Origin of the sequence: Aquibium pacificum, from assembly GCF_040839445.1 — a bacterium.
GTDB lineage: Bacteria > Pseudomonadota > Alphaproteobacteria > Rhizobiales > Rhizobiaceae > Aquibium > Aquibium pacificus.
This window is the reverse complement of the sequence record NZ_JBDPGJ010000001.1, coordinates 872,999-897,671: the sequence shown is the minus strand read 5'-3', so window position 1 is coordinate 897,671 and position 24,673 is coordinate 872,999. Positions and strand designations below refer to the sequence as shown.

At 66.1% G+C, this 24,673-nt stretch carries 25 protein-coding genes and 2 pseudogenes; 13 read left to right on the top strand and 14 right to left on the bottom strand.

Annotated features, from left to right (window positions below; translation table 11 throughout):
• Positions 1–37: 37 nt before the first annotated feature.
• Both ABGN05_RS04370 and ABGN05_RS04365 read left to right on the top strand, forming a co-directional pair.
• Positions 38–1,813, top strand: coding sequence for a CHASE2 domain-containing protein (locus tag ABGN05_RS04370; RefSeq protein ID WP_367953150.1), 1,776 nt, complete (start codon positions 38–40; stop codon positions 1,811–1,813).
• A gap of 68 nt (positions 1,814–1,881) precedes the next feature.
• Entirely contained in the window at positions 1,882–3,057 is a 1,176-nt protein-coding gene (locus tag ABGN05_RS04365) for a DUF3095 domain-containing protein (protein ID WP_367952753.1), read from the top strand.
• 22 nt (positions 3,058–3,079) lie between these two features.
• Here ABGN05_RS04365 and sthA read toward each other — a convergent pair whose 3' ends face one another.
• Positions 3,080–4,471 carry a Si-specific NAD(P)(+) transhydrogenase gene (gene sthA, locus ABGN05_RS04360; RefSeq protein WP_367952752.1) on the bottom strand — a complete coding sequence of 464 codons (1,392 nt, stop codon included), beginning with the start codon at positions 4,469–4,471 and terminating at the stop codon, positions 3,080–3,082.
• A gap of 175 nt (positions 4,472–4,646) precedes the next feature.
• Here sthA and ABGN05_RS04355 point away from each other — a divergent pair, with 175 nt between their 5' ends.
• From ABGN05_RS04355 to ABGN05_RS04330, 6 genes are all read left to right on the top strand, one after another.
• Positions 4,647–5,117 carry an RDD family protein gene (locus ABGN05_RS04355; protein WP_367952751.1) on the top strand — a complete coding sequence of 157 codons (471 nt, stop codon included), beginning with the start codon at positions 4,647–4,649 and terminating at the stop codon, positions 5,115–5,117.
• A 105-nt stretch (positions 5,118–5,222) separates the two neighbouring features.
• The gene (locus ABGN05_RS04350) at positions 5,223–5,981 is read left to right on the top strand and encodes an arginyltransferase (protein ID WP_367952750.1); all 759 of its coding nucleotides are present in this window, start codon (positions 5,223–5,225) and stop codon (positions 5,979–5,981) included.
• Between the two features lie 133 nt (positions 5,982–6,114).
• Positions 6,115–7,014, top strand: a complete 900-nt coding sequence (locus ABGN05_RS04345) for a DMT family transporter (protein ID WP_367952749.1) — start codon at positions 6,115–6,117, stop codon at positions 7,012–7,014.
• Between the two features lie 85 nt (positions 7,015–7,099).
• Complete coding sequence (locus tag ABGN05_RS04340) at positions 7,100–9,127, top strand: acetoacetate--CoA ligase (protein ID WP_367952748.1); 2,028 nt, start codon at positions 7,100–7,102, stop codon at positions 9,125–9,127.
• Positions 9,128–9,192: 65 nt separating this feature from the next.
• Complete coding sequence (locus ABGN05_RS04335) at positions 9,193–9,495, top strand: BrnT family toxin (protein WP_367952747.1); 303 nt, start codon at positions 9,193–9,195, stop codon at positions 9,493–9,495.
• A complete protein-coding gene (locus ABGN05_RS04330; protein WP_367952746.1) occupies positions 9,479–9,709 on the top strand; it encodes a hypothetical protein in 231 nt (76 codons plus the stop codon). The genes ABGN05_RS04335 and ABGN05_RS04330 overlap by 17 nt, the downstream gene beginning before the upstream one ends.
• A gap of 39 nt (positions 9,710–9,748) precedes the next feature.
• Here the strand turns inward: ABGN05_RS04330 and ABGN05_RS04325 are convergent, their stop codons facing one another.
• Positions 9,749–10,627, bottom strand: coding sequence for an amidohydrolase family protein (locus ABGN05_RS04325; RefSeq protein WP_367953149.1), 879 nt, complete (start codon positions 10,625–10,627; stop codon positions 9,749–9,751).
• 128 nt (positions 10,628–10,755) lie between these two features.
• Positions 10,756–11,700, bottom strand: a complete 945-nt coding sequence (locus tag ABGN05_RS04320) for a PaaX family transcriptional regulator (protein WP_367952745.1) — start codon at positions 11,698–11,700, stop codon at positions 10,756–10,758.
• A 105-nt stretch (positions 11,701–11,805) separates the two neighbouring features.
• Here ABGN05_RS04320 and ABGN05_RS04315 point away from each other — a divergent pair, with 105 nt between their 5' ends.
• Complete coding sequence (locus ABGN05_RS04315; protein ID WP_367952744.1) at positions 11,806–12,183, top strand: nuclear transport factor 2 family protein; 378 nt, start codon at positions 11,806–11,808, stop codon at positions 12,181–12,183.
• Positions 12,184–12,199: 16 nt separating this feature from the next.
• On the opposite strand, the gene ABGN05_RS04310 is transcribed toward ABGN05_RS04315, so the two are convergent.
• From ABGN05_RS04310 to paaI, 3 genes are read right to left on the bottom strand one after another with little or no spacing between them, the layout of a single operon-like run.
• On the bottom strand, positions 12,200–12,796 hold the full coding sequence (locus tag ABGN05_RS04310) for a TetR/AcrR family transcriptional regulator (RefSeq protein ID WP_367952743.1): 597 nt from the start codon (positions 12,794–12,796) through the stop codon (positions 12,200–12,202).
• A gap of 31 nt (positions 12,797–12,827) precedes the next feature.
• Positions 12,828–14,138, bottom strand: a complete 1,311-nt coding sequence (gene paaK / locus ABGN05_RS04305) for a phenylacetate--CoA ligase PaaK (protein ID WP_367952742.1) — start codon at positions 14,136–14,138, stop codon at positions 12,828–12,830.
• A 38-nt stretch (positions 14,139–14,176) separates the two neighbouring features.
• Positions 14,177–14,617 (bottom strand): hydroxyphenylacetyl-CoA thioesterase PaaI, encoded by a 441-nt coding sequence (gene paaI / locus ABGN05_RS04300; protein ID WP_367952741.1) that lies wholly within the window; start codon positions 14,615–14,617, stop codon positions 14,177–14,179.
• 129 nt (positions 14,618–14,746) lie between these two features.
• Here paaI and ABGN05_RS04295 point away from each other — a divergent pair, with 129 nt between their 5' ends.
• From ABGN05_RS04295 to paaZ, 4 genes are all read left to right on the top strand, one after another.
• Complete coding sequence (locus ABGN05_RS04295; protein WP_367952740.1) at positions 14,747–15,967, top strand: cytochrome P450; 1,221 nt, start codon at positions 14,747–14,749, stop codon at positions 15,965–15,967.
• Between the two features lie 71 nt (positions 15,968–16,038).
• Entirely contained in the window at positions 16,039–16,380 is a 342-nt protein-coding gene (locus ABGN05_RS04290) for a type II toxin-antitoxin system RelE/ParE family toxin (RefSeq protein ID WP_367953148.1), read from the top strand.
• Positions 16,377–16,715: a helix-turn-helix domain-containing protein gene (locus tag ABGN05_RS04285; RefSeq protein ID WP_367952739.1), complete on the top strand. Its 339-nt coding sequence runs from the start codon at positions 16,377–16,379 to the stop codon at positions 16,713–16,715. The genes ABGN05_RS04290 and ABGN05_RS04285 overlap by 4 nt, the downstream gene beginning before the upstream one ends.
• 21 nt (positions 16,716–16,736) lie before the next feature.
• Positions 16,737–18,761 carry a phenylacetic acid degradation bifunctional protein PaaZ gene (gene paaZ, locus ABGN05_RS04280; RefSeq protein WP_367952738.1) on the top strand — a complete coding sequence of 675 codons (2,025 nt, stop codon included), beginning with the start codon at positions 16,737–16,739 and terminating at the stop codon, positions 18,759–18,761.
• A 59-nt stretch (positions 18,762–18,820) separates the two neighbouring features.
• On the opposite strand, the pseudogene ABGN05_RS04275 reads toward paaZ, so the two are convergent.
• The 8 genes and pseudogenes from ABGN05_RS04275 to pobA all read right to left on the bottom strand — a co-directional run.
• Positions 18,821–19,951 (bottom strand): annotated as a pseudogene (locus tag ABGN05_RS04275) (multidrug effflux MFS transporter); the annotation flags it as partial.
• Positions 19,948–21,018, bottom strand: coding sequence for a 3-carboxy-cis,cis-muconate cycloisomerase (locus tag ABGN05_RS04270; RefSeq protein ID WP_367952737.1), 1,071 nt, complete (start codon positions 21,016–21,018; stop codon positions 19,948–19,950). The pseudogene ABGN05_RS04275 and the gene ABGN05_RS04270, both read right to left, overlap by 4 nt.
• 15 nt (positions 21,019–21,033) lie before the next feature.
• Positions 21,034–21,645, bottom strand: a complete 612-nt coding sequence (gene pcaG, locus ABGN05_RS04265) for a protocatechuate 3,4-dioxygenase subunit alpha (RefSeq protein ID WP_367952736.1) — start codon at positions 21,643–21,645, stop codon at positions 21,034–21,036.
• A 13-nt stretch (positions 21,646–21,658) separates the two neighbouring features.
• Positions 21,659–21,757: pseudogene (locus tag ABGN05_RS04260) on the bottom strand (type II toxin-antitoxin system RelE family toxin); the annotation flags it as partial.
• A gap of 54 nt (positions 21,758–21,811) precedes the next feature.
• Positions 21,812–22,039, bottom strand: coding sequence for a type II toxin-antitoxin system RelB family antitoxin (relB, locus tag ABGN05_RS04255; protein WP_367952735.1), 228 nt, complete (start codon positions 22,037–22,039; stop codon positions 21,812–21,814).
• Positions 22,040–22,101: 62 nt separating this feature from the next.
• Positions 22,102–22,860, bottom strand: a complete 759-nt coding sequence (gene pcaH / locus ABGN05_RS04250) for a protocatechuate 3,4-dioxygenase subunit beta (protein WP_367952734.1) — start codon at positions 22,858–22,860, stop codon at positions 22,102–22,104.
• Positions 22,857–23,216, bottom strand: a complete 360-nt coding sequence (gene pcaC, locus ABGN05_RS04245) for a 4-carboxymuconolactone decarboxylase (RefSeq protein ID WP_373695896.1) — start codon at positions 23,214–23,216, stop codon at positions 22,857–22,859. Before pcaC ends, pcaH begins: the two co-directional genes overlap by 4 nt.
• Before the next feature lie 187 nt (positions 23,217–23,403).
• The gene (pobA, locus tag ABGN05_RS04240) at positions 23,404–24,576 is read right to left on the bottom strand and encodes a 4-hydroxybenzoate 3-monooxygenase (protein ID WP_367952733.1); all 1,173 of its coding nucleotides are present in this window, start codon (positions 24,574–24,576) and stop codon (positions 23,404–23,406) included.
• Between the last annotated feature and the right edge of the window lie 97 nt (positions 24,577–24,673).

Below are 24,673 nucleotides of genomic sequence, written 5' to 3'. Positions count from 1 at the left end.
TGCCGGAGCTTGGGGCCTGCTGCTCGGCGCTGGACATATGCGGGGCGAGTTGCCTGTCCTGGAACGTCTCGAAGCGACCCTGACCGACTTCCGGCTCCTCCTGCGCGGAGAGCGCGAGCCGCCCGGCGCGGTCGCGATCGTCGCCATCGACGACGCCATGGTCCAGCGGGCCGGACGCTTTCCCATTCCGCGAAGTGTTCTCGCAGACCTGCTGTCGGCGATCACGCGCGAGGAACCGGCCGTGACGGCGCTCGACATTCTGCTGGTGGACGAGGGGCCGGGAGACGAGGACCGCGCGCTCGCGGACGCGCTCTCCGGCAGCCGCACCGTGATCGCGGGCGCGGCGGTGTTCGACGAAGCCTCGCAGACGACGGCGGGTGACGGGCCGCTGGCGGGCGTCCCGGTCGCCCAGCGGCTTCTGCTGCCGCGGCAGTCTTTCCTCGAGCGGGCATCGCTCGGCATCGTCAACGTGGCCACCGACAGGAACGGCACGCCGCGTTTCGTCCCGATGCTCTTCCGCACCAGCGACAGGCTGGAGATATCGCTTCCGCTTCGCGCCGCCGCTTCCGCGCAGGGACAGGAGCCCTTTCTCGAGGAGGGAGCGTTGCAGCTCGGCGAACGGCGCATCGCCACCGACATCGGCTACCGCCTTCCCCTCGCCTTCTACGGAGGACGAGGGACGATCCCGACATTCAGCGCGGCCGACCTTCTGGACGACCGCGTCGCGCCGGAGGAACTGCGCGGCCGGGTGGTGGTCGTCGGCGCCACGGTGACCGGTGGCGGGGACGTGTTTCCCACCCCCTTCGATCCGGTGCTGCCTGGCGTCGAGGTAATAGCGACGGCGATTTCCCATCTCATCGCCGGCGACGCGCTCGTCCGGGACCAACATGTCCGGCGTATCGATGCGGCGGTCGCCGTTGTGCTGCCGATGGCATTGGTCGCCCTGCTCGGCTGGCGCCGCAACGTCATGGGCATCGCGGCGGCCGCCGCCGTTCTTGCAGTCTGGGCGGTCGCAAACGTCGCCGCCTTCGACAGCGGCTACTGGCTCAGCGCCGCCCTGCCGCTCGCCGCGGCAGCGCCGCCGGCACTCATCTACGGTACGGCGCAGCTTCTCCAGGGCCGCCGGCGCGCCACCTTCTTCGAGACCCAGAGCGCCATGCTCCAGCGCATCCAGGCGGCCGGGCTCTCGCAATGGCTGGCGCGCGATCCGGATTTCTTGAGCGAGCCGGTCAGGCAGGACGCGGCGGTCGTCTTCGTCGATCTCTCCGGCTTCACCGGGCTTTCCGAGACTCTCGGTCCGGTGGCGACGCGTGAACTTCTCGACAGCTTCTACGATCTCGTCGACCGCGAAGTGACGGCCTGCCATGGCGCGGTGACCAGCTTCATGGGCGACGGCGCCATGATCCTCTTCGGCCTGCCGGAGCCGACAGCCGAGGACGCCGCCAACGCGGCGGACTGCGCCGTGGGCCTGTGTCTCAGGCTGCGCGATTGGCTCGAGGCCCGCGGCGAGACCCGCATCGGCTTCAAGCTCGGGGCGCATTTCGGCTCGGTGGTCGCCTCGCGCCTCGGCCGCGGCTCCAACCAGCAGATTGCCACGACAGGCGACACCGTGAACGTGGCCAGCCGGCTGATGGACTTCGCGAAGCAGAACGGCGCCGAGCTAGCGGTCAGCCAGGAGCTCCTGGCGGAAGCGGGGCGTGACAGATTCGACCGGGGTACGCTGGACGGTCCGGCCGGCGCGCACCTGCGCGGACGCGCAGGATCACTGTCGGTGTGGCTGTGGCGTCCGGCCCGGCAAAGCCGGAGCGCGTGATCCAAACTCGCTCCGATGCGGTACAACGCATATGTATCGGCGGTTCAGCGCCGTTCGGAGGATGCCAGATGAGCGATGTGTCCGCAGCCGGGTTTCAGTTCTACGACGGGATCGCGCCCGAAACCGACTTCGATCGGCTGGCGGACGGCTCCGGCTACAGGCCGCTTCCCGACGACTGGCTCGTCGGCGTCGCCGATATCGTGGATTCCACCGGTCACATCGCCGCCGGGCGCTACAAGACGGTGAACACCGTTGGCGCCGCCGTCATCTCGGCGCAGATCAACGCGGCGAAGGACATGGCTTTCCCCTTCGTTTTCGGCGGCGACGGCGCGGGCTTCGCCTTTCCGCGGGCGCACCGCGCCGTTGCCGAGGACGCGCTGGCCCGTGTCATCCGATGGGCGGACGAAGAGTTCGGCTTCGCGATGCGCGGGGCCGTCGTGCCCGTCGGCGACATCCGATCCGCCGCTCTCGACGTGCAGGTGGCGCGCTACCGGCCTTCAGCGGGCGTCGACTATGCCATGTTTGCCGGAGGCGGACTTGCCTGGGCCGACAAGGAGATGAAAGCGGGACGCTACCGCATCGAGCCCGCGCCGGCTGGCGCGTTTCCGGATCTGGAAGGCCTCTCGTGCCGCTGGACGCCGATGCGCGCGCGCAACGGGAAGATCCTGTCCATCCTGATCGTCCCTCGACCCGGCGCCGCTCCGGGCCATGTCGCGGGCGTCGCGCATCGGGTGCTGGAGATCACGAAGCACCTCGACCGTGGCGGGCATCCGGTGCCAGCCGAAGGTCCGGGCGTCGGCTGGCCGCCGGAGGGACTGGCGCTGGAGGCGCATGCAACGCACGGCAGCTCCTCGCTCTTCCGCCGCAAGGCCTATCTGTTGGCGGCGACCTTCATGGCATACGTCCTCTTCAAGACGCGCTGGCGCGCCGGCACCTTCGATCCCTCGCATTACATCCGGATGACCCGCGACAATGCCGATTTCCGCAAGTTCGACGATGGGCTCAAGATGACGATCGACTGCGACACGGACACGCGGCAGCGCATCGAGGCGGAACTCCAGCGCGGCCAGGCAGCCGGCATCGTCTCCTACGGCCTCTTCGAACAGGACGAGGCGATCATGACCTGCATCGTCCCATCGGTCTCGCGTGACGACCACGTGCACTTCATCGACGGAGCGGCGGGGGGTTATACGAGCGCCGCGACGGCCATACGGCAGGCCGCGGCGGCAGCGAGCCAGGCCTGAATGGCACGGACGCAGGGCTGGATCAGCGCGTCACCATGCGGTTCCAGGCATCGAGGCCGGCGATCTTGTAGGCTTCCGCGAGCGTCGGATAGTTGAAGGTGTTCTCGACGAAGAAGTCGACCGTGCCGCCGAGATTGATCACCGCCTGGCCGATGTGGATCAGTTCGGTCGCGCCCTCGCCGACGATGTGGGCGCCGAGCAGCCTGCGGGTCTCGAGCGAGAAGATCAGCTTCAGGAAACCAGAATTGACGCCCATGATATGGCCGCGCGAGGTTTCCCGGAAGCGCGCGATGCCGCATTCGTAGGGCGCGCCGCTCGCCCTCACTTCTTCCTCCGACTCTCCGACGGTCGATATCTCCGGAACCGCGTAGATGCCGTAGGGAAAGGTCGCCGGGGCCGGCGGCAGAGGCATGCCGAAGGCGTGGCAGGCCGCCACGCGGCCCTGTTCCATGGACGTGGAGGCAAGGCTCGGAAAGCCGATGATGTCGCCCGCGGCATAGATGTTGCTGGCCGAGGTCTGGAAGGTCCGCGGGTCGACCGTGATCCGGCCGCGGCCGTCCGGCTCGATCCCGACGGCATCGAGCCCGAGGTCGTCGACATTGCCGGTCCTGCCGGCGGCATAGAGCACGATCTCGGCGCGCACGATCCTGCCGTCGGCCATCCGGACCTCGACATGGTCTCCCTTCGTCTCCACCGACGCCACGCCGCAGCCGAGCCGCACGGTCATCCCGCGATCGCGCATCTGGTGCACGAAATCGTCGACGATCTCGCGATCGACGAAATCGAGGATGGCCGGGCGTGATTCGATCAGCGTCACGGGGACGTCGAGCGCCGAGAAGATGGTCGCGTACTCCACCCCGATCACGCCGCCGCCGATCACCGCCAGCGTTCGCGGCAGGCGCGGAAGATCGAGGATCTCGTCCGAATCGAGTACCCTCGTGCCGTCGAAGGGGATGTTCTTCGGACGGTAGGGCCGCGTACCGACGGCGATCAGCGCATTGGCGAACCGGACTTCGCTGAAATCGCCGTTGCCGAGCGAAAGCCGGACACGGTCCGGCCCGATGAAGCGCGCGGCCGCATGGGCGCTCCTGACCGTGTTGCGCATGAACTGGTGCTGCAACACCTCGACCTCGTGGTCGAGCGTCTTGTGGAGCCGCGAGACCAGGTCGGTCATCGCGATCTCCTGTTTCACGCGGTAGGCCTGGCCGTAGAAGCCGCGCTCGCGAAAGCCGGAAAGGTTGAGGACCGTCTCGCGGATCGTCTTCGAGGGGATCGTTCCGGTGTGGACCGAGACCCCGCCGAGGCGCCTTCCCCTGTCGACGACGAGCACAGACTTGCCGAGTTTGGCGGATTGCACAGCGGCCCTGCGGCCCGAGGGGCCGCTGCCGATGACCAGCATCTCGCAATCCTGCATCGCCGCCCCTCCGATGCGTCGCAAAGCACCAATGCTGCGACGCATATGATGCACCGCAACATGATAGGTCGTTTCCCGTGTGGAAGTGAAGGCTTCCGCGGGCGGATTCTTGAAATTCAGCTGCCGTCACCCATCTCAAGAGGGCGCACGGCCCACCTGCGGGCACGAGGAGAAAATGGCGGAACGCATTCTCGAAGGTGAAATTGTAGGCTTGAGGCTCGACGACTGGCGAGCCTACGAGGGTGTACGCACGCGGCGCGTGTTTGCCTTCCTTATCGACTACATGATCGTCGCGCTTCTCTGCATCCCGTTCGCGATCCTGATCGCGATCCTCGGCGTCATCACGCTCGGCCTCGGCTGGGCGCTGTTCGGCGTGATCGGGCCGTTGGTGGCGGTCATCTACGTGTGGAACACGCTCGGCGGACGCAACCAGGCGACCGTCGGCATGCGCATGATGGGCATCCGGCTTGAAAGGCTCGACGGCCGCCCGGTCGACGGGCTGATCGCGGTGGTGCACACCGTGCTCTTCTGGGCCGGCAACGTGCTGCTCACGCCGCTCGTCCTGCTCGCGTCCCTGCTTCTCGACCGCAAGCGCACGGTCCACGACCTCCTTCTGGGGACCGTCGTCACACGCTCCGACTTCTGACCGGGACGCAAAGCCCCGTCCGCCGCCACGGTTCGGCCCGAAAGAGGTTGACGTTTCGCGCCGCCCGGACGATTTTTCTGGGGCCACCGCAGAGTCTCGCGAAGAATGACGCATCATCCCACCCAGTCGCCTCAGTTCTTCCTGACAGCGCCCTCCCCCTGTCCCTACATCGAGGGGCAGTACGAACGGAAGGTCTTCACGCACCTCGTCGGCGACAAGGCGCCGGAGATGAACGATCTCCTGACGCAGGGCGGTTTCCGGCGCTCGCAGAACATCGCCTACCGCCCCGCCTGCGAGACCTGCCGCGCCTGCGTGTCGGTGCGAATCATCGCGGACGAGTTCAAGCCGTCTAAGAACATGAAGCGCATCCTGCGCCGCAACGCCGACCTGATCGGCGCGATGCACGACGCCGAGCCGACGACGGAGCAGTATTCGCTCTTTCGCACCTATCTCGACGCGCGCCACCGAAAGGGCGGCATGTCGGACATGACGGTGCTCGACTACGCCATGATGGTCGAGGACACGCATGTCGACACCAAGATCATCGAATACCGGCGGCGGGGACCGGATTCCTTCATTACCGGCAAGGGCCAGGGCGAGCTCATCGCCGTTGCGCTGACCGACAAGATGGCCGACGGCCTTTCGATGGTCTATTCCTACTACAATCCCGAACTCGAGGACCGTTCGCTCGGCACCTTCCTGATCCTCGACCACATCGCGCGCGCCCGCGCCGCCGGCCACCCGCACGTCTATCTCGGTTACTGGGTCGAGGGCTCGCGCAAGATGGCCTACAAGGTCCGCTTCGGACCACAGGAGCATCTCGGCCCGAAGGGCTGGGACCGCTTCGACACCGAGGCGGTGTAGCGGCTGGCCCATCCCTTTCGGCCGTAAAGCGCTGTTGCTTTCCAAGTCCCGACGATAGCTTGCGGCTCTTTTTTTCCGTAAGGCGCGAACGCGTCTTGAGAAAACGGCGCACCCACGGCAGGTCGAGCGTTCCATGTCCAGTCTCTCCAGCGATCACGCCAAGGGTCTTGTCATCACCGGCATCGGCGGAATGGCTCTGACGGTCGACATCCCGCTGATCCGGCTGGCCGACGGCGACCCGTGGACCATTCTGATGCTGCGCGGCTTGACGACCTTCGTGGTGACGCTGGTCATCTGGGTCGCCTGGCGCATGTTGCGCGGCAACGCCCCGACGCTCATCCCCGGCCGGGCGGGTCTCGCCGTCGCCGGGCTCTACTCGTTGTCCTCCCTCACGTTCATCACCGCCGTCTACACAACCTCCACTGCGAACGTCGTATTCATCCTTGCCTTCAACACCATGTTTGCCGCGTTTCTGTCGTGGCTCTTCCTGAAGGAGCGGCCGCGCCCCGTGACGCTGGCGGCGATGGTCGTCATGCTGGTCGGCGTGCTCGTCATCGTCGGCGACGGCATGTCGAGCGGCAACCTGTTCGGCGACGTGATGGCGCTCGTTACGGCGTTCAGTATCGCATCCGCAATCACCATCACGCGGGCTTCGGGCAAGGACATGGGTTTTACCGCCCTGGTCGCGGTCGCCGCCCCGCTGCTGGTCGCCGCCTACATGGTCTCCGACACCGGATTGCAGGTCGCCGCGCCGTGGTGGATCATCTTCAACGGAGCGGTGATCACGCCGGTCGCCTTCTTCTGCCTGGCGACGGGACCGAAATACATCACCGGACCGGAGGTGGCGATGTTCTACCTGCTGGAAACGGTGCTTGCGCCGGTCTGGGTCTGGATGATCTTTTCCGAGGTGCCCTCCACGGCGTCGATGGTCGGCGGTACGATCCTGATCGTCACGCTGGTGCTCCATTCGCTCTGGCAGCTGCACGACGGTCGCAGGCGCCGCGCCGCCCTTGCGGTGCGGCACCCGGCGTGACCGCCGTTTCATCGAAGCCGTGACCTGCGGCCGATGCGCCGCTACTAGATAGCCGATCCAACGGACCCAAGCGCGAGGAGACAGGATGACGGTCAAGGAAGGCGATCCGATCTGGGAGGGCGACGAGGCCTTCAGGAACTCGTCGAACCCTGCCCGCTTCATGGACTGGTTGCGGCAGGAACGCGGGCTCGATTTCTCCTCCTACGAGGCGATGCTGGACTGGTCGACGGACGAAATCGAGGCATTCTGGGCCGCCATCTGGGACTATTTCGGCATCATCTCCGAAACGCCCTACGACTGCGTTCTCCAGGCGCGCACCATGCCGGGCGCTTCGTGGTTTCCGGGCAGCCGCGTCAATTACGCCGAGCATATCCTGCGCCGCGAGGGCGACCATCCCGACCGCACCGTCTTCCACCATCTGTCCGAGACCCGTCCGCTGGCCGAGATGACATGGGGTGACCTCGGCACGAAGGTCCGCATCCTGGCGACACGGCTGCGCGAGCGTGGCGTCGGCCCCGGCGATCGGGTCGTCTCCTACATGCCGAACGTGCCGGAGACGATCATCGCCATGCTGGCGACCACGGGGATCGGCGCCGTCTGGTCGTCGGCCGCGCCGGAGTTCGGCGTCAAGACGGTCGCCGACCGGTTCTCTCAGATCGAGCCGAAGGTGCTCTTCGCCGCGGACGGCTACCGCTTCGGCGGCAGGGATTTCGTCCGCTTGGCCGAGATCGAGGAGATCGCCGCCGGCCTGCCGAGCCTGGAGACGATCGTCTGGCTCGACTACCTCGGCAACCGCGAGCGCCCTAAGACGCAGGCCGAGATCGTCGCCTGGGACGAGATGACGGGAGGCGAACCGGTCGCGGCGGAGGACTTCCGCTACGAGCGCGTCGCGCACGACCACCCGCTTTGGATCCTGTTCTCCTCGGGCACGACCGGCCTGCCAAAGGCCATCGTGCACAGCCATGTCGGTATCATCGTCGAGCACTACAAGACCGCGGCGTTCCACCTGAACCTCAAGCCGCATTCGTGCATGTTCTTCTATTCTACCACCGGCTGGGTGATGTGGAACTCGCTGCTGTGGGGACCGCTGATGGGCGGGCGCGTGGCGCTGTACGACGGCAGTCCGACCTACCCGGGACCCGACCTCCTGTGGAAACTTGCCGCGGACGTCGGCGCGACGTCCTTCGGCGCGAGCCCGACCTTCGTGGAGAACATGCGCAAGCAGGGCATCGTGCCCAACGCGCGCTACGATCTCTCGAAGCTCGAAAACGTCTTCCTCGCCGGCTCGCCTTCCACGCCCGAAACCTTCGTGTGGCTGCAGCAGGCGGTGAAGCAGGATCTCTGGATCACCTCGCAGTCTGGCGGAACGGAGTTCTGCAGCGGCATCGTCGGCGGCGCCCCGATGCTGCCGGTCCGTGCCGGCGAGATTCAGTCGCGCTGCCTGGCCGTCGACGTGCGCGTGCTCGACGACGAGGGCAAGGAACTCATCGGCGAGGTGGGCGAGATGGTGATCGCCAAACCAATGCCTTCCATGCCGATCTTCATGTGGGGCGACGAGGATTTTTCGCGCTACCGGGAGAGCTATTTCGACGTCTACCCCGGCCTGTGGCGGCACGGCGACTTCATGCTGATCAACGAGCGCGGCGGCTGCTACGTGCACGGGCGTTCGGACTCGACCCTGAACAGGTTCGGCGTGCGCATCGGCTCGGCCGAAATCTACCGCACCCTGGAGAAGGTCGACGGCGTGCTCGACAGCCTGATCGTGTGCATCGAGGAGCCGGGGGGCGGATACTACATGCCGCTCTTCGTGCAACTGCGCGAGGGCCATGCGCTCGACGAGGCCCTCACCGGCGAGATCCGCGCGCGCCTTCGCGGCGAACGCAGCCCGCGCCACGTGCCCGACGAGGTCATCGCGGTGCCGGCGATCCCCTACACGCTGACGGGCAAGAAGATGGAAGTGCCGGTGCGCAAGCTCCTGATGGGCTGGCCGGCGGAAAAGGCCTACAGCCCGGATGCGATGCAGAACCGGCAGTCGATGGACTGGTTCATCGACTTCGCCCGCCGCCGCAGCGAGGGCGGCGCCGGGATGTACCAGAGCCTGACGCGGCGCTGACCATTGAACAGTGTACACTTTTCGTGTACACGATCTCGAAGTCTCCATGCCCGTGAAGCCAGCCGATGGAATTCGAATGGGACGAGCGCAAGCGTCAGCAGGTCATCGCTGCCCGCGGCGTCGACATTCTCTATGCGGCCGTCATCTTCGAAAGTGAGGTTCTCACGCGGGTGGACGACCGTTCCGACTACAAGGAAGAGCGATTGATCTCGCTGGGGATGGTCGATGACGAGTGTTTCGTGGTGGTTCACACCAGACGCGGGGAACTGACCCGATTGATCACGGCATGGAAAGGAGGCCGCGATGAGCGCAAAGCATATGAAGCGGGCATCGCTCGACGAAATCCGTCGAATGAGGCTGGCAGGTGAACTCCATCACGCACCGGATGCGCCCCTCGGCGAAAGCCTGGGAGCGGATTTCTGGAGCAAGGCGGAAGTCGAAGGGCCGAAGCGGCCCCGTTCGGTGCATCTGAAGCTGGATCCGGAGGTCTTCGAGTATTTCTACTCGGAAGCCGGCGGCAAGGGGCACCTCACGAAAATGCAGAAGGTCCTGAAGGCCTACGCGGACGCGCACCGCGATTAGGCGTTTCCGTTCGAGGCACCTCCCTGCTATCCCGGCCCATCAGGCCAGCTTCAGGAGCTTCGCTGCGTTTTCCTTCAGGACCAGGGGACGCACCTCGTCCTTAATGCCGATCTTCTCGAAGTCTGCCAGCCAGCGGTCGGGCGTGATCGCCGGCCAGTCGGAACCGAACAGCATTTTGTTCTTGAGAATGCTGTTGGTGTACTGGACCAGGATCGGCGGGAAATATTTCGGCGACCAGCCCGAGAGGTCGATGTAGACGTTCGGCTTGTGGGTCGCCACCGACAGCGCCTCCTCCTGCCAGGGGAAAGACGGGTGGGCCAGGATGATCGACATGGCGGGGAAGTCCACGGCCACGTCGTCGAGGTACATCGGGTTGGAGTATTTGAGCCGCATGCCCATGCCGCCGGGCATGCCCGAGCCGACGCCGGTCTGGCCCGTGTGGAAGAGCGCGATGGCGCCCTCCTCGGCGATCGCCTCGTACATGACGTAGGCGCTTCGGTCGTTCGGATAGAAGCCCTGCATCGTGGGGTGGAACTTGAAGCCCTTGATGCCGAAGTCGCGCATCAGGCGGCGGGCCTCGCGTGCGCCGGCCTTGCCCTTGGCCGGGTCGATCGAGGCGAAGGGGATCATGATGTCACTGTTTTCGGCGGCGATCTCGGCCACTTCCTCGTTCTTGTAGCGGCGGAAGCCGGTCTCGCGCTCGGCGTCGACGGGGAAGATCACGCAGCCGATCTTGCGCTCGCGGTAATAGGCGGCCGTCTCGGGCACCGTCGGCAGCATGCCCTTGGCGCCGGCAGGATTGCGGAAATACTTCGCCATGCCGGCCTGGAACTCGTCGTAGCCGTCGTCGCGGGGGCCGCAGCACGGCTCCTCCGCATGGGTGTGGATGTCGATCGCCACCAGTTCGTCGAGCTTCATGAAAGTACCGGTCCCGTTTCGCGCGGTCGCCCCGACGACAGGGGCAGCCATCTTTCCGGAGGAGGAATAGCGGTTCCGCCGCCAATGGCAACCATGTGCGGGCAAGGAAAGCGGAAGCGGGGCCGCTTCTAGCCGGCGGCATCCGGACCAAGTCCCCCGAACCGGCCGGCAAACAGCGCAGGCTTCACCTGCCCCGGCATGCCCGCTCGATCGAGCCAGTCCTCGCTCGGGCCGGCAAGCGCCGCGTAGACGGTTCTCACGGTCTGGCGGGCCTCCTCCCCCGGCCAGTGCGCCGGAAGCAACGCCTCGGGAAGTCCGGGATCGCGCAGGACGATGCGGCGCCAGGAGTGGTTGACCAGAACGCGCGCGGCCATGGCGTCGAGCGGCGCCAGCGCCTCGCCCCGCGAAAGCGCGGCGGCAAGCGGCGCGAGCTCGTCGCGCAGGTCGCGGTAGGCATCGGCAACGCTTCCGAGCTGCCAGAGGCGCCCCACGCCGTCCGGAATTCGCACCGCCACACCGTCGATCACGAGAAGGTCCTCGGGCAGGTCCTCCAGCGGATCGGCGCCTTCGCTGTGCGGCTTCAGCCAAGCCGTCGGGCCGGTCGGCACGAATCCGAGTGTGCGCAGCGACCGGCTACGGTCGCCGCGCCTGCCGCCGTCGCCTTCCGGCGCGACCGCCACGATCCAGCGCCCGTCCCAGGCCGGCGGGCCGGCGGCATAGATGCGCCGCGTGGCGAGATCGAAGGCGTGCCGCCCTTCCTCCGCCAGCCGGTAGTAGCTGTTGCGGCCGCCGCGCTCGCGCGTCACCCAGTGGTCGGCCGCCAGCCGCGACATCGCGGTCCGGACCGCGCCTGGCTCGATGCGCAGCCTCGCCATCAGTTCCTGCAGCACCGACAGCGGAACCTGCCCGCCGCGGGGAAGGATCGCGTCGCCGAAGACCGTGATGACGAGCGACCACACCCGCAACCGCCCGCGCTCGTGCAGGCGGTCGACCATGCGATCGAGGATCAAGGGGGCGGACTGTGGCTCGGCGTTCATCGCGTCCAGATGGCATGACGGGTTCGGGTCAGGCAAGAAGCGGCTTCCTCGGGAACATGCGGCCCGCCTTTTCGCGCGAAGCCTGATGAAGACGCCAGCAAACGTGCTATCATTCCATCCAAAAGAGAGGCGCAAACCGACATGACGGACAGGCAACAGGTTCTGGACGCGCTGGAGGGTCTGGTCGATGCGTTCAATGCGCATGACATCGACCGGATCATGAGCTTTTTCGCCGAAGATTGCGCGCTCCAGATGCCGCGCGGCCCCGAACCCCACGGACTGCGGGCGGAAGGTCGCGAAGAGGTCCGGGCGACGCTGATGACCCGGTTCGAAGGCCTGCCGGACGTTCATTACGGAGACGCCAGCCACCATGTCGACGGCGACGTCGGCATATCGAAATGGTTGCTCACGGGAACCACGACGGCGGGCGAGCGCGTGACGGTCCGCGGCTGCGACTTCTATCACTTCCGCGACGGGAAAGTCGTGCTGAAGGACTCCTACTGGAAGATCGTCGGGTAGGCGCTTGCTCGTCAGTTCAGGTCAATCCGCGAATGCCGCCCACCAGCAGCTTCGTGGCGAGCGCGGCATACTCGCGCCGGCTGACCGGGCCGCCGTCGCGGAACCACATGTAGAACCAGTTGAGCATGCCGAAGAGGCTCATGGTGACCGGCTTGAGCAGCGGCGTGCCCTCGAACGCCTGCGGGTCGACTGCGCGCACCGCGTCGGCGAAGCGCGTCACGAGCTCGCGCTCGAGCGACTTCAGCCGGACCTGATCCGGCTCGGGAAGCAGCTGCATGGCGCCGACCTGCAATTTATGCTCGGCATCTGCGTCGCGATAGGCCTCCAGCAGCGACGCGACCAGGCGCTCCAGCCGCTCCGGGGCGGGCAGGCCCGGCTCGTCGGCCGCGTCGACCGCGTCGATCAGCTCTTCCAGGTGCGAGTTGATTATGTCGAAGAGCAGCGCCTCCTTGGAGGCGTAATAGTGGTAGAGCAGAGCCTTCGAGACTCCGCATTCGGCGGCGACCCCGGCCATCGAGGCGCGGTCGTAGCCGTCGCGCGCGAACACGCTCGCCGCCTGATGCAGCATGGCCTGGCGCTTGTCGTCGTAGTCCTTGGCGCGGGTGCGGGCCATCAGGCAGTTTCGAAAGCGGGGTTCATCCCCCTCACGCCTTCGGCCGGTTGTCGACGATGCGCTGGGCCTTGCCCTGGCTGCGCGCGACTTTCTCGGGCTCGGTGACGTTGACCCTGACACTGACGCCGACGACGTCCTTGACGCGCTCGCGCAGCCGGTGGCCGGCGCTCATGCGGGCCTCGTCGGCGGTGTGCGTCACGGTCGCCTCGACATGCACGATCATCTCGTCCATGCGGCCCTCGCGGATCAGTTCGATCTGGAAATGCGGCGCTAGTCCCTCGACGGCGAGGATCTGCTCCTCGATCTGCGTCGGGAAGACGTTGACGCCGCGCAGGATCATCATGTCGTCGGAGCGGCCGGTGATCTTCTCCATGCGCCGCATTGTGCGCGCCGTCCCCGGCAGGAGCCGCGTCAGGTCGCGCGTGCGGTAGCGGATCACCGGAAAGGCTTCCTTGGAGAGCGAGGTGAAGACGAGTTCGCCCTGACCGCCGTCGTCGACCGGATCGCCGGTGATCGGGTCGACCACCTCCGGATAGAAATGGTCCTCCCAGATGTGCAGCCCGTCCTTGGTCTCCACGCACTCGTTGGCGACGCCGGGGCCCATTACCTCCGACAGGCCGTAGATGTCGACGGCGTGCATGTCGAAGGCCTCCTCGATCTCGGCCCGCATGGCGTTCGTCCAGGGTTCGGCGCCGAAGATGCCGACCTGCAGCGGGCTCTCGCGCGGGTCGAGACCCTGGGCCCGGTACTCGTCGAGAATCGAGAGCATGTAGGACGGCGTGACCATGATCGTGGTGGCGCGGAAATCCTCGATCAGCGTCACCTGCCGCGTCGTCATTCCGCCCGAGCACGGCACCACGGTGCAGCCCAGCCGCTCCGCCCCGTAGTGGGCGCCGAGCCCGCCGGTGAAGAGGCCGTAGCCGTAGGAGATGTGAACGATGTCGCCCGGCCGCGTGCCCGAGGCCCGCATCGAGCGGGCCACGCATTCGGCCCAAACATCAATGTCGTTGCGGGTGTAGCCGACCACGGTCGGCTTGCCGGTCGTGCCCGACGAGGCATGGACGCGCACCACCTTCTCGCGCGGCACCGCGAACATGCCGAAGGGATAGTTCTCACGCAAATCCTGCTTGGATGTGAACGGGAACTTCTTCAGGTCCGAAAGCTGCTTCAGGTCGTCCGGATGCACGCCCGCCGCGTCGAAACTCTTCCGGTAGTGTGCGACGTTGTCGTAGGCGTGCCGGAGCGACCATTTGAGCCGCGAGAGCTGCAGTGCGGCGATCTCGTCGCGCGAGGCGATCTCGATCGGATCAAGATCCTGCTTGTTCGGTGTCAGATCCCTCATGTCGTTCCTCCCACGAACACCCGATGCCTCGCGGCGGCTCAGGCCGCGTCCTCGTCGAAATGCCTGCCCTCGATCGCCCGCGATGCGCCACGGAATTCGGCGATCAGCCTGCCGGACTGATCGGTGACCCGGACGTCGTAGAGCCCGGAGCGGCCGAAGCGCGCGACCTCGCGCGCCGTCGCCTCCAGCCGGTCACCGAGCCTGCCGGGCGCGACGAAGGTGATGACGTTGTGCTGCGCCACCACGATCTGGTTGTACGAATTGCAGGCGAAGGCGAAGGCCGAGTCGGCCAGGGTGAAGATGAAGCCGCCGTGGCAGATGTCGTGGCCGTTGGTATGATGCTTCTCGACCGTCATGGACATCGTGGCGGTGCCGGGACCGACGGCGTCGAGCGAGGCGCCAAGCCATTTCGACGCGTCGTCGCGCGCCCACATCGCGTCCGCTGAACGCCGCGCGATCTCCTGCGCCGTCAATGCCATCCGAGCCTCCCCTGCCCGCGCCCCTCCCAAGGGCATCGTAGTACGGAGACTTGCATAAACCGGCCGGCCGGTCAATAATATGCGAGGAGCCGCCCGCGATCGGCTTCGGCGCTTGGGAGGAGCGAGTACATGCAGGCGGAACGATCCCTCGCCGAGGAGTTCGACATCGGCGCCCTGACGCCCGGCTTCGCCGAGGACCCTTTCCCCGTCTATCGCGCCCTGCTCGACCATGCGCCGCTGAAGCGCTTCCGCGATGGATCGGTGATGCTCTCGAGCCACGCCGACCTCGACCGCGTGTATCGGGACACAAAGACCTTCTCGTCGGACAAGAAGGTGGAATTCCTGCCGAAATTCGGCCGCACGCCGCTCTACGAGCATCACACGACCAGCCTCGTCTTCAACGATCCCCCGCTGCACACGCGGGTGCGCAAGATCATGATGGGGGCGCTGACGCCGAGGGCGATCGCGGCAATGGAGCCGGGCCTCGTCGCGCTCGTGGACGGCCTGCTCGACCGTATCGCCGACAAGGGCGAGGCCGATCTGATCGAGGATTTCGCCGCCGCCATTCCGCTCGAGGTGATCGGCAACCTCTTCGTCATGCCGCACGAAGAGCGTGGTCCCTTGCGCGACTGGTCGCTGGCGATCCTCGGCGCGCTGGAGCCCGTTCTGACGCCCCAACAGCAGGAGCGCGGCAACCGCGCGGTGACCGACTTCAAGGCCTATCTCGGCGGACTGGCGGCGAAGCGGCGCGCCAGCCCGGGCGATCCCGCGACCGACGTGCTGACGCGCCTCATCAACGGCAATGACGGCGAACTGCTTTCCGATACGGAGCTGCTGCAGAACTGCATCTTCATCCTCAATGCCGGCCACGAGACCACGACCAACCTGATCGGCAACGCGCTGCACGAACTCACCCAGTGGCCCGAGGAGCGCCGGCGGTTGATTGAAAATCCGGACCTGATCGATACGGCCGTGGACGAATTCCTGCGCTTCCAGAGCCCGAACCAGCTCGGCAACCGCATGACCGTGGAGGCGTGCGCGTTCCACGGCGAAACCATCGAGCCCGGCACGCGCATCCATCTGGCGATCGGCGCGGCGAACCGCGACCCGCGACAGTTTCCCGAGCCGGACCGGCTCGACGTCGCCCGCAAGCCCAACCGCCACCTCGCCTTCGCGCAGGGCCCGCATCTGTGCGCCGGCTTCTCACTGGCGCGCATGGAAGGCCGCATCGCGGTTTCGCGCTTCCTGGCGCGCTTTCCCGACTACCGCCTGGCCGCCGAACCGAAACGCACAGGCCGCGTGCGGTTTCGCGGGTTCTCGACGCTGCCGGCGCGGGTGGGGCGGGATTGACAGAACCATGAGTAATAACTCATATCTTGCTCATGGATAGGCTTCCACGCCCGACAAAGCCGTTGTTGTGGGTGGGCTCCAGCCGCAAGGACTACGGCGAATTCCCGCCAAGGGTGCAGGAGGCTTTCGGGTTCGAACTGTTCCTGGCGCAGACCGGCCAGCATCCTCCATCGGCGAAGGCAATGAAGGGACTGGGAGCGGGCGTGCTGGAACTGGCCGGAGAATTTGACGGGAACGCATACAGGTCGGTCTACGCGGTGCGCTTCGACACGGCCGTCTACGTGCTGCATTGCTTCGAGAAGAAGTCGCGGCGCGGGATCAAGACCCCCGTCCATGAGATCGACCTCATCAAGCGCCGCATCCGGGAGGCGGAAGCCGACCATGCGAAGAACAAATCGGAGCGTGAACGATGACAGCGCAAGATACCGGAATCCATGAAAGCGAAAGCAACATCTTTACCGAACTCGGCTTGCCCGATGCCGACCGGCATTTCCTGAAGGCCCAGCTGGTCGCAGAGATCTTTCGGCTGACCAAGGCGGAAGGCCTTACGCAAGCCAAAGCAGCTTCACGCATGGGCATAAGCCAGCCCGAGGTGTCGCGGCTCTTTCGGGGACATTTTCGCGAATATTCGGTGGAGCGGCTGCTCGGTTTTCTGACGGCATTCGACCGGGACGTGGAGATCATCGCCAGACCCACGGAAAAGGCCGGAGGCCAAGGCTCGATCACATTCCGGCACGAAACTGCCTGACACTCTCCACAGGAGACTTAAATGACCATCCTCTCGCTGAACAGCTTCGCAGCCGGCAAATGGGTCGCGCCCTCGGGCAGGATCTCGGACCTGAAGAGCGCCGTGGACGGCCGTGTGATCGCGCGGCTTGGCGCCGAACTCGACTTCGAACGCATGACCGACCACGCGCGCAAGGTGGGCGGACCGGCCTTGCGGGAACTCACCTTCCACCAGCGCGCGGCGATGCTGAAGGCGCTGGCGCAGTATTTGAACGAGCGCCGCGACGCGCTCTACGAGCTCTCCTACGACACCGGCGCGACCAAGACCGATTCCATGATCGACATCGACGGCGGCATCGGCACGATGTTCGTCTACGCCTCCAAGGGGCGGCGCGAGCTGCCGGACGACGTCATCTACGTCGACGGCAATCTCGAACAGCTCGGCAAGACGGGCGCCTTCCTCGGCCAGCACGTGGCGACGTCGCTGCAAGGCGTGGCGGTGCACATCAACGCCTTCAACTTCCCGGTCTGGGGCATGCTGGAGAAGCTCGCCCCGACGCTGCTCGCCGGCGTGCCTGCGATCGTCAAGCCGGCATCGGCCACCGCATGGCTCGCCGAGGCCGCCTTCCGCATGATGATCGAATCCGGCGTCCTGCCGGACGGGGCGGTGCAGTTCGTCGCCGGCTCGACCGGCGACCTGCTCGATCGCCTGGGCTCGCAGGACGTGGTCTCCTTCACCGGCTCGGCGGCGACGGCCGGCATGCTGCGCTCCAACGAAAACCTGCTCGGCAATGCGGTGCGCTTCGTCGCCGAACAGGATTCGCTCAACGCCACCATCCTCGGCCCGGACGCGGCCCCCGGCACGCCGGAGTTCGACACCTTCGTGCGCGAGGTGCACCGCGAGATGACGGCCAAGGCCGGACAGAAATGCACCGCCATCCGCCGCGTGCTGGTTCCGGCCGAACACCAGGAGGCCGTCATCGAGGCGATCTCGGAACGTCTGGCGAAGACCGTGGTTGGCGACCCTCGCGCGGAGGCCACGAAGATGGGGGCGCTGGCAAGCCTCGCCCAGCGCGAGGATGTGCTGGAGAAGGCCCGGCTCATCGGCTCGGAGGCACGGCTCGTCTTCGGCAGCACGGACGGTTCGCGGCCGGATGGCGTGGATGCAGGGGGCGCTTTCGTCTCGCCGATGCTGTTTTCCTGCGACGATCCGGACGGAGCCGAGAACGTGCACTCGGTCGAGGCGTTCGGGCCAGTGTCGACCGTCATGGCCTATCGCGACCTCGACCACGCGACCGCGCTCGCCAACCGCGGCGCGGGCTCGCTGGTCGCCTCGGTCTTCACGCACGATCCGCAGGTCGCGCGAAAGGTCGTGCTGGCCTCAGGCGCCTGGCACGGACGCCTCTACTTCGCCAATCGCGACACCGGCAAGGAAGCCACCGGCCACGGCTCTCCCCTGCCCCATCTCGTCCATGGCGGACCGGGGCGCGCCGGCGGCGGCGAGGAGATGGGCGGCATCCGCGGCGTCATGCACTACATGCAGCGCACCGCGATCCAGGCGAGCCCGGACCTCCTGAGCGGGATCACGAAGACATTCGTACCCGGCTCGAAGACGCTCCCGAAGGACAGGCATCCGTTCCGGATGACTTTTGGCGAGCTGGAGATCGGGCATACGCTGGAGACCGCCGCGCGCGAGGTAACGCTCGCCGACATCGAGCACTTCGCCGAATTCACCGGCGACAATTTCTACGCCCACATGGACGAGGAAGCGGCGAAGGCGAACCCCTTCTTCCCCGGCCGCGTCGCGCACGGCTACCTGATCCTTTCCTTCGCGGCGGGGCTGTTCGTCGATCCGGCGCCCGGCCCGGTGCTCGCCAATTACGGCCTCGACAATCTGCGCTTCATGAAGCCGGTCGCGCCGGGCGACACGCTGAAGGTGCGGCTGACGGCGAAGTCGAAGACACAGCGCAATGCCGAATACGGCGAGGTGCGCTGGGACGTGGCGGTGACGAACCAGGATGGCGAGCAGGTCGCGTCGTATGAACTCCTGACGATGAATGCGATGTAGGAGCGCCATCGGGCGCCGCCCTCACCTCCTCGGCGCCACCCCAGCAGCCCGAGCAGACACAGCGTGCAAATCGCGAGCAGCGTCCAGCAGAACGCGGTGACGCTGTCGCCCGTCAGCACGACCAGAACCGCGACGATCGACGCCGAGCCGATCTGGCTGACGAAGCCGTAGAACGCCGCTGTGAAGCCGGCGATGTCGCCGTGCGGGTCGAGCACCATCGCCGCGGCGTTGGAATAGAGGATGAGGTAGCTGGTCGCGAAGAGCACGAGCAGCGCCGTCATGACGAACGCGCTCATGAAGCCGGCCCAGATTGCGGCCAACATGAGAAGCACTGAAACGATCAGCACCGCCGTGCCCGCGAGCATCGCGTTGACGATGCCGATGCGCCGGATCAGCTGTCTGTTCGCCGCCTGGCCGATGATGATGCCGAAACCGTGGAAGGCGAAGTAGAGCGCGAACTTCGTCCCGGTCAGCCCGAATGCGTGCTCGTAGATGCGCGGCGTCGCGGCGAGGATCAGCAGCATCGACGACATGATGACGGCCGACAGGAACAGGAAGTGCCGCGACTGCGGATGGCGCAAGAGCCGTTGCACCCTCTGCAGGAAGACGCGCGGCCGCATGGCATCCGGCGATGGCGTCCGCAGCGTCTCCGGCAGCCGCATCAAGACCACCAGCAGGCCGCCAGCGAAGATCGCGAGCCCCAGGAAGATGAAGCGCCAGCCCGCCAGAGCCCCGACAGCGGCGCCGATCAGCGGCGCCAGGATCGGCCCGATCGCGAAGATCGCGGTGGCGAGCGCCAGGTTGCGGGCGAGCTCCTCGCCCGAGTGCCGGTCACGGATGATGGCGCGTGAAGCCGCGATGGCCGCCGCCGCGCCGAGGCCCTGGAGGATGCGGCTTGCGAGCAGCAGGGTGATCGACGGGGAAAGGGCGGCGACGAGGCATCCGAGCAGGAAGATCCCCAGGCCGGCGCCGAGCGCCGGGCGGCGACCGAAGCGGTCGGACACCGAACCCCAGAAGAGCTGCCCGAAACCCGCGCCGATCATGTAGAGCGAGATGGTCCACTGGACCTGTTCGAAGGGGGAGCCGAAATCGCGCGCCATCGCGCCGAACGACGGCAGCGTGATGTCGACCGAGAAGGACGAGATCGACATCAGCATGCCGCAATAGAAGACGATCGCGCGTTCCCTCACGCCTCCGCATCTCGCGCCTTGAAGGAGATGTTCGCGACGAGCTTCGCGGCGGTGGTGAGCGCTGCCCCGCAGGCGAGGGTCATCTGCGGCAGGAGCATCCACTCGAGCGTCCAGGCTGCGCCTGACCGCTCGTTCTCGTGCACCATCGCGTGGTGCATGCCCGAAACCAGCGTGGCGTTGAAGCGCGCCAGCGTCACCAGCGCCTCGGCGCCGACGGGATTGACCTTGTGCGGCATGGCCGACGATCCGCCGCCCGAGCCGAGCCTGATCTCGCCGACCTCGCTCTGCGCGGCGAGCGCGATGTCCTGGCCCATCTTGCCGAGGCTCCCTGTCACCAGCGACAGCCACGAGGCGAATTCGACGATGCCGTCGCGCTCGGAATGACGGGGATGGTCGATGGCTTTCAGATGCAGCGCCTCGGCGAGCCGGCCCGATACCGCGGCGCCCTTGCCGCCGAGCTTTTCGAGCGTTCCGGCCGCGCCTGCGAAATGAAGGACCGCCACGCCTTCGCGAACCGCCGCAAGCCGGTCGCGGTGCCGCGCCAGCGGATCGCGCCAGCTACGGATCTTGCGCGCGGCGGTGATGGGGATCGCCGCCTGCATGCGCGTGTGCGCCATGACCTGCGTGCCGCCGTCGCGGCGCTCCAGCGCGGTGAGGTCATCCACGAGACCGGTAAGCCGCCGGTCGAAGATATCGCAGACACCCACGAGCCGGATCGCGAGGCTCGTGTCGATGACGTCCTGGCTGGTCGCGCCGAAATGGACATGGGCGGCATCGTCCCCGCCAATGGCCTTGCGCAACTGCCTGACCAGTTCGGGAATGACGAGGCCGTCCTGCGCCACACCCGCCTTCAGCCTTTCGGCATCAGGCGAAAAGCCGGCTAGCACGTCACGGATCCGCTCCGCCGCCATTTCGGGGATGATCCCTTCGGTGGCTTCCGCACGAGCCAGCTCCGTCTCGAAGCGGAGCATCTCGCGCATCTCCGCCTCGGCCGAGAAGAACGCGGCGATTTCCGCGTCGCCCAGGAGACCGGAAAGGTGGGGATGGTCGAAAGGCGACGCGGGCATGAAGTCGGGCGGTTCTCAGATGTCGAAGAAGACGGTTTCCTTCTCCCCCTGGAGATGGATGTCGAACGTGTAGACGTTGCCTTCCCGCTTCGCAATCAGGGTCGGGACCCGCACCTTGTGCTCGATGCGCTGCAGGATGGGATCCTCCGCGTTCGCCTTCTCCTCGTCGCCAAAATACATGCGGGTATGGAGGCCGAGATTGATGCCGCGGGCGACGATCCAGAAAGAGATGTGCGGCGCCTGCGGGCGGCCGTCGCGAAACGGCACCCGGCCCGGCTTGATGGTCTCGAAGACGAACTCGCCCGTGTCCATGTCGGCCGGGCAGCGCCCCCAGCCGGTGAAATTCGGATCGGCGGAGCCACGCATCTCGGACGGCGAGTTGTAGAGACCGTCGGCGTCCGCCTGCCAGATCTCCACCAGCGCGTCGCGGAGCGCCGTGCCGGAGCCGTCGATCACCCGCGACTTGACCGTGATGCGCTCACCTTTGGTCTTGTCGTTGACCATGGCAGCGCCGAGGTCGGTCTCGTACACCCCGCCGATGTCGCAGAAATTCGGTGTCAGCCCGATGTGGACGTAAGGCCCCGCGGTCTGCGAAGGCGTTTCCTTGTAGCGGTCAAGCGACTGCATGGTTCTCTCCCAACTAGCGATAGATTTCCGATCGATGGCCGATCTCCACGACCAGCACGACGAGTTTCTGATCCTTGATCTCGCAGATGAGGCGATAGTCGCCCACGCGGTAGGATCAGTAGTTTTCCAGCGACGCTTGAAGCGCCGACGCCACCACTCGGAGCTCTCAATCGTCCCAGCCGAGGTCGCGTCTTACTTCATCCAGAGTGTATGTCCTCTCTTCACCGCGACGGATGCGTTCTGACACCTCCACCGCGGTGTATTGGGCCTCCAAGTCATCCAGACCGTTCGCGACCAGCTCGCGCAGGTGGTAGGCCTTGGAGTGACCCGTCCGGACAGCCAGCGCGTCCAGTCGGGCCTTGATCCCGGGCTTGAGTCGAATGCTGTACGGCATTGAGACGACCTCCGCGTCGAATACATGCAGTGATGGCATTCAACGCAACCTTCGCATCCAGATCAATTCCCCTCCAGCCGGTTCTCGAACAGCGTCGAGCGGCGCCCGCGAAGCACGATGTCGAACTTGTAGGCCATGGCGTCCATCGGGATCGTCGATTCCATGTCGAGCGGCGCGATGAGCGCCTCGATCGCCTCGCGGCTCGGGATGGTCGACACGATGGGGCACTTCCAGATCAGCGGATCGCCCTCGAAATACATCTGGGTGATCAGGCGTTGGGCGAAGCCGTTGCCGAAGATGGCGAAATGGATATGGCGCGGACGCCAGTCGTTTACGCCGTTCGGCCAGGGGTACGGGCCGGGCTTGATGGTGCGGAACGTGTAGAAGCCATCCTCGCCGGTGATCGTGCGTCCGCAGCCGCCGAAGTTCGGGTCGAGCGGCGCCAGGTAGCCGTCCTTCTTGTGGCGGTAGCGACCGCCGGCATTGGCCTGCCAGAATTCGACCAGCACGTTGGGAACGCCTTTGCCGCGTTCGTCGAGCACGCGACCGTAGACGATGATTCGCTCGCCGATGGCGCTTTCGCCCGGCTTGGCGAAATTGAGGATCAGGTCGTTGTCGAGTTCGCCCAGGATGTTGTGGCCGAAGGTCGGTCCGGTGATCTCGCTGATGGTGTTGTCGAGCGAAAGCAGCGCCTTCTGCGGCGAGCGCAGCACCGACGTCTTGTACTGCGGCGTGTATGCCGGCGGATGCCACTCGCGGTCGCGCTGGAAGAACGATCCCGTTTCCGGTCTGCGGTTGGAAAGGTCCACCCTCTCGTTCATGTCTTGCTCTCCTCCATTTCGGCAAGCGTCTGCTTGGCGATCTTGATCGCGTGGTTCGCGGCCGGCACGCCGGCATAGATTGCCACGTGCAGCATGGCTTCGCGAATGTCGTCCGGTGTCGCACCCGTGTTGGCCGTCGCGCGCACGTGCATGGCGACCTCGTCATGATGTCCGAGCGCGGCGAGCAGCGCGATGGTTACGATCGATCGCTCGCGCTTCGTCCACTCCGGCCGCGACCAGACATGACCCCACGCGGCCTCGGTGATCAGGTCCTGGAACGGCTCGTCGAAACCGGTCTTCTTCGCCTCCGCCCTGTCGACATGAGCGGAGCCGAGAACGCTCCGCCTCGTCGCCATGCCCTGTTCATACCGCGGATTTCTCGCGTTCTTTTCCGTCACATGGTCCTCCCTGATCAGGCGTCTGTATACATAACCGGGAAGCACCGTCGCGGGAAAGGTCATTTCCGGCAGCATTCATGACTTTTCCGGTGTGCTTCCTTGATGCAGATCAAGGCCTGCCTTCCGCCCCACCTCTGCGATCGCCTCAGTAGGGCAAACCGACGTAATTCTCCGCAAGCGACATCGAGGCCGCGCGCGAATGGACGAGATAGTCGAGCTCGGCTTCCTGAATCTTCTGCCCGAAATCGCCCGCATCGTGGAACTTGTGCATCAGCGACGTCATCCACCACGAGAACCGCTCCGCCTTCCAGATGCGCCTTAGCGCCCGCTCGGAATAGCCGTCGATCCCGGCGGTCGAATTCTCCTCGTAGTAGTCTCGCAGTCCGTCAAAGAGGTAGCGCACGTCGCTGGCGGCAAGGTTCAGGCCCTTGGCGCCCGTCGGCGGCACGATGTGTCCCGCGTCGCCCACCAGGAACAGGCGCCCGAATCGCAGCGGCTCGGCCACGAAGGAGCGCAGCGGCGCGATGGACTTCTCGATCGACGGTCCGATGGTCATCTTCTGCGCCGCTTCGTCCGGCAGGCGGCGTCGAATCTCGTCCCAGAAACGCTCGTCCGGCCAGTCCTCGACCTTCTCATCCAGCGACACCTGCACGTAGTAGCGGCTGCGCGTGTTGGACCGCATGGAGCAGAGCGCGAAGCCGCGCGGATGGTTGGCGTAGATCAGTTCGTGGTTCACCGGCGGCACCTCGGCGATGATGCCGAGCCAGCCGAACGGATAGACGCGCTCGTAGGTCTTGAGCAGCGCTTCCGGCGCAGACTTGCGCGCAATCCCGTGATAGCCGTCGCAACCGGCGATGAAGTCGCAGTCGATGCGTGTCTCCACTCCGTCCTTGCGATAGGTCACGTAGGGATGCTCGCCATCGAAATCGCGCGGCGTGACGTCGGCCGCCTCGTAAACGGTGACGCCGCCGGTCGCCTCGCGCTTGTCCATCAGGTCGTGGGTGACCTCGGTCTGGCCGTAGACCATGACGCGCTTGCCGCCGGTGAGGCCGTGGAGGTCGATGCGGTGGCGCTCGCCGTCGAAGGCGAGATCGAAGCCCTCGTGCGACAGGCCCTCGGCATGCATGCGCCGGCCGGCGCCCGCCTCGTCGAGCATGTCGCACATGCCCTCCTCCAGCACGCCCGCACGGATGCGCGACAGCACATAGTCCTTGGTGACGCGTTCCAGGATGACGTTGTCGATCCCGGCATTGGTGAGCAACTGCCCGAGAAGCAGGCCAGCCGGCCCGGACCCGATGATGACGACCTGCGTGCGCATGGCTTCCTCCCTGATGCTCCGCCCCTGTGCCTGAGTGGACGAAGGCGGCGAAGCTCTCAATGGACAGTCCGCACAAATGATTGCACAATCGGAACAT

Bases quoted from the DNA above. Each gene is read 5' to 3' on its own strand.
- ABGN05_RS04370 (WP_367953150.1), top strand. From the start codon at position 38: ATGCGGGGCGAGTTGCCTGTCCTGGAACGTCTCGAAGCGACCCTGACC.
- ABGN05_RS04365 (WP_367952753.1), top strand. From the start codon at position 1,882: ATGAGCGATGTGTCCGCAGCCGGGTTTCAGTTCTACGACGGGATCGCG.
- sthA (WP_367952752.1), bottom strand. From the start codon at position 4,471: ATGCAGGATTGCGAGATGCTGGTCATCGGCAGCGGCCCCTCGGGCCGC.
- ABGN05_RS04355 (WP_367952751.1), top strand. From the start codon at position 4,647: ATGGCGGAACGCATTCTCGAAGGTGAAATTGTAGGCTTGAGGCTCGAC.
- ABGN05_RS04350 (WP_367952750.1), top strand. From the start codon at position 5,223: ATGACGCATCATCCCACCCAGTCGCCTCAGTTCTTCCTGACAGCGCCC.
- ABGN05_RS04345 (WP_367952749.1), top strand. From the start codon at position 6,115: ATGTCCAGTCTCTCCAGCGATCACGCCAAGGGTCTTGTCATCACCGGC.
- ABGN05_RS04340 (WP_367952748.1), top strand. From the start codon at position 7,100: ATGACGGTCAAGGAAGGCGATCCGATCTGGGAGGGCGACGAGGCCTTC.
- ABGN05_RS04335 (WP_367952747.1), top strand. From the start codon at position 9,193: ATGGAATTCGAATGGGACGAGCGCAAGCGTCAGCAGGTCATCGCTGCC.
- ABGN05_RS04330 (WP_367952746.1), top strand. From the start codon at position 9,479: ATGAGGCTGGCAGGTGAACTCCATCACGCACCGGATGCGCCCCTCGGC.
- ABGN05_RS04325 (WP_367953149.1), bottom strand. From the start codon at position 10,627: ATGAAGCTCGACGAACTGGTGGCGATCGACATCCACACCCATGCGGAG.
- ABGN05_RS04315 (WP_367952744.1), top strand. From the start codon at position 11,806: ATGACGGACAGGCAACAGGTTCTGGACGCGCTGGAGGGTCTGGTCGAT.
- ABGN05_RS04310 (WP_367952743.1), bottom strand. From the start codon at position 12,796: ATGGCCCGCACCCGCGCCAAGGACTACGACGACAAGCGCCAGGCCATG.
- paaK (WP_367952742.1), bottom strand. From the start codon at position 14,138: ATGAGGGATCTGACACCGAACAAGCAGGATCTTGATCCGATCGAGATC.
- paaI (WP_367952741.1), bottom strand. From the start codon at position 14,617: ATGGCATTGACGGCGCAGGAGATCGCGCGGCGTTCAGCGGACGCGATG.
- ABGN05_RS04295 (WP_367952740.1), top strand. From the start codon at position 14,747: ATGCAGGCGGAACGATCCCTCGCCGAGGAGTTCGACATCGGCGCCCTG.
- ABGN05_RS04285 (WP_367952739.1), top strand. From the start codon at position 16,377: ATGACAGCGCAAGATACCGGAATCCATGAAAGCGAAAGCAACATCTTT.
- paaZ (WP_367952738.1), top strand. From the start codon at position 16,737: ATGACCATCCTCTCGCTGAACAGCTTCGCAGCCGGCAAATGGGTCGCG.
- ABGN05_RS04270 (WP_367952737.1), bottom strand. From the start codon at position 21,018: ATGCCCGCGTCGCCTTTCGACCATCCCCACCTTTCCGGTCTCCTGGGC.
- pcaG (WP_367952736.1), bottom strand. From the start codon at position 21,645: ATGCAGTCGCTTGACCGCTACAAGGAAACGCCTTCGCAGACCGCGGGG.
- relB (WP_367952735.1), bottom strand. From the start codon at position 22,039: ATGCCGTACAGCATTCGACTCAAGCCCGGGATCAAGGCCCGACTGGAC.
- pcaH (WP_367952734.1), bottom strand. From the start codon at position 22,860: ATGAACGAGAGGGTGGACCTTTCCAACCGCAGACCGGAAACGGGATCG.
- pcaC (WP_373695896.1), bottom strand. From the start codon at position 23,216: ATGGCGACGAGGCGGAGCGTTCTCGGCTCCGCTCATGTCGACAGGGCG.
- pobA (WP_367952733.1), bottom strand. From the start codon at position 24,576: ATGCGCACGCAGGTCGTCATCATCGGGTCCGGGCCGGCTGGCCTGCTT.